General features: G+C 35.0%; 4 protein-coding genes. 2 read left to right on the top strand and 2 right to left on the bottom strand.

All coding sequences use genetic code 11. The features are described 5' to 3' along the window. On the bottom strand, positions 1–410 hold a 410-nt coding region (locus tag AC22ZQ_RS14085), incomplete at its 3' end, for a hypothetical protein (RefSeq protein ID WP_318959400.1). A gap of 142 nt (positions 411–552) precedes the next feature. On the opposite strand from AC22ZQ_RS14085, the gene AC22ZQ_RS14080 reads away from it, so the two are divergent. Both AC22ZQ_RS14080 and AC22ZQ_RS14075 read left to right on the top strand, forming a co-directional pair. Continuing rightward, positions 553–1002: a lipoprotein gene (locus tag AC22ZQ_RS14080; protein WP_318959399.1), complete on the top strand. Its 450-nt coding sequence runs from the start codon at positions 553–555 to the stop codon at positions 1000–1002. An 81-nt stretch (positions 1003–1083) separates the two neighbouring features. Further along, positions 1084–1872: a glycosyltransferase gene (locus AC22ZQ_RS14075; protein ID WP_318959398.1), complete on the top strand. Its 789-nt coding sequence runs from the start codon at positions 1084–1086 to the stop codon at positions 1870–1872. Position 1873: 1 nt separating this feature from the next. Here AC22ZQ_RS14075 and AC22ZQ_RS14070 read toward each other — a convergent pair. Next, on the bottom strand, positions 1874–2483 hold a 610-nt coding region (locus AC22ZQ_RS14070; RefSeq protein ID WP_318959397.1), incomplete at its 5' end, for a ChaN family lipoprotein.

Below are 2483 nucleotides of genomic sequence, written 5' to 3'. Positions count from 1 at the left end.
CAAGAGGGGTAACTATCATCGTTTTCATATCCTTTTAATTCTACAGAACTACAAGGTGCTCCTGAACAAGAATGAAGGTAAACTTCCTTAGAAGGGATAAGTACTAAATTTCCATCATTATTTTCTAAAGTGTATGCAATTGCTAGTGCTCCAGATTTCAACCAAAAAGTAAGAGTATACTCGGCGTCATCAATTTTAGAAAGCGATACTTTATCTACATGATGATAATCTTCAGCCAGTTCATTAAACGCTGAGATGAGGGTAGTTTTAGAGCTTATCCATTCTTTGTTTTCTGTGTTGTAAATAATGGCTGAATTCGATTTTTCCTTTGTTGTGTCTTGCTGGTAAACAAAGGACATTAGGATGAATAGTCCAAGGATGGTACTAAAAATTAGAGGTGCTTTTTTCATAAGAATTGATTTGTTTGTGTAAAAGTTAGTGTAAAAATAGGCTTTTTGCAACATTGCTTACTACAGAGGTCTAATGGATGTACTTGGTGAAAAAGTTGTAATGAATGATTTTGTTTTCGTATTTTTAATAGAAACTAAACACATGAAACGCACAATATTTTTAGTTCTGGGTATTGTTTTTATGCTCAGTGCATGTAGTAAGAACAAGGCGCTTGAAAAAGAGATAGAGCAAATTGAAGATGCTGTACTTTTAGGAGATTGGACTATTTCTAAAATGATAGATTCTGGAGACGATGAAACGAGCAATTTCCAAGGTTATATTTTCACTTTTAAAGAAGATGGATCTTTGGTGGCTACAAATAATGCTACAACGTACAACGGCACTTGGTCGATAACAAAGAGTAGTAGCTCTGATGATGACTCAAATGATTCTGATATAGATTTCAATATAACTTTTAATGTTTCAGAATCTAACGACTTTGATGATTTGATAGATGACTGGGATGTTTTAACACATTCTGATTATAAAATTGAGTTGCAAGACATAAGTGGTGGAAATGGAGGTACCGATTTACTTACATTTACCAGATAAAATATTTTAAGGGAGGCTTAGCTTCCCTTTTTTATTTTCATGGAAACAAATTTTGTATTTTCGTCCTCCTTAATGAAGAATATGAAGGTCTCTGTAATTGTTTCTTACTATAAAAACCTAGAAAATTTAAAATTGATTTTATTCGGTTTTAACCGCCAGAGTTCAATGGATTTTGAAGTAATTATTTATGATGATGATAATAATGAGGAAACACGTGAATTTCTAGAGACTTCAAAAGGTGATTATTCATTTCCAATTCAACATGTTCATCAAGCTGTGAATGACGGTTTTCGCAAAAATGAGATGTTGAATAAGTCCATTCAAATTGCTTGTGGAAATCTGCTTGTATTTATTGATGGAGATTGTGTCCCTCACAGTCGATTTGTAGAGTGTTACATAAAGGAAGATGAGCCAGGTACTATCTTGAGTGGTAGAAGGGTGAATCTTGGTGAGGCTATTAGTAAAGAGTTGCTGGCATCAATGGATTTTTCTAGTTTAACTTTTCTAAAACTGAAGCGAACAGATTCTTACAAGGTAAAAGAAAGTATCTATTTCCCCTTTTTTCATTTATCTACAAAACTCAGAGGCTTGATGGGGTGTAACTGGGGCGTGCGTAAAGAATACCTTGTTCAAGTAAATGGCTACGACGAAGATTATAAGGCTGCTGGTGTAGGAGAGGACACCGACATAGAATGGAGGCTTGAAGCTATAGGTTTGAAAAAGAAGTCAATGAGAAACAAGGCAATTATTTACCATATCTATCACCCTAGATCTTACGGAGAGGATGCTGTAGCCGCTAATTTTAAAATGATGGCAGAAAAAAAGGCGCAAAACTTAATTGTTTGCGCCAATGGAATTAAGAAATTATAGTTTAATAACTTGTAGGGAAGTCACTGTCTACAACGATAATGAAATCTGCTTTCCCAAAATGTTCCTCCGACAAATGCTCTATATCTTCTTGCTCTACCGTGGCAATTGTTTGTATGCTAGTTTCCGGACGGTAATGTTTTAAATACCAATAGATTCCTTCGTGAAAATTTGAGTGAAAGGTTCCGTTGTAGTGTAGAACCTGGTCTGAGGATTTGAGTATTTCTAAAATAAAGTACGCCATAGTGGCATCTTTCATAGCTTGGGCTTTTACTAGGTTTACACTCCCATGAGCTCCCATCATTTCTAATATAGCTTGGTATTGCGGAAGCGTATCATAGAAGGTGATTGGCATTGGTGCTACCCAAGTTTTCTCCTCATTGCTTAAACTGTCTAATGCACTGAAGTCATTTTTATATACATTATTCGCAAATCTGCGGGGAATATTTGTAGCATGAAAGGGGATAGAATCCGCTTTGCAATATTCTAAAAGTGGAGCATAATCTGTGGCGTAATTGGGCCAAAATCTCACTAAAGTATCAAATGCTTTCTTATTGATGCTATCGTTTAAATAGTTTTGTATTTCCTTCTCATTATCACGTTCAAACATTTCT

Source organism: Lishizhenia sp. (genome assembly GCF_057456495.1).
This window is presented reverse-complemented; position numbering and strand designations above follow the sequence as displayed.

What these genes read in the sequence shown, in the direction of transcription:
- AC22ZQ_RS14080 (WP_318959399.1), top strand. Translation starts at nt 553, where the DNA reads ATGAAACGCACAATATTTTTAGTTCTGGGTATTGTTTTTATGCTCAGT.
- AC22ZQ_RS14075 (WP_318959398.1), top strand. Translation starts at nt 1,084, where the DNA reads ATGAAGGTCTCTGTAATTGTTTCTTACTATAAAAACCTAGAAAATTTA.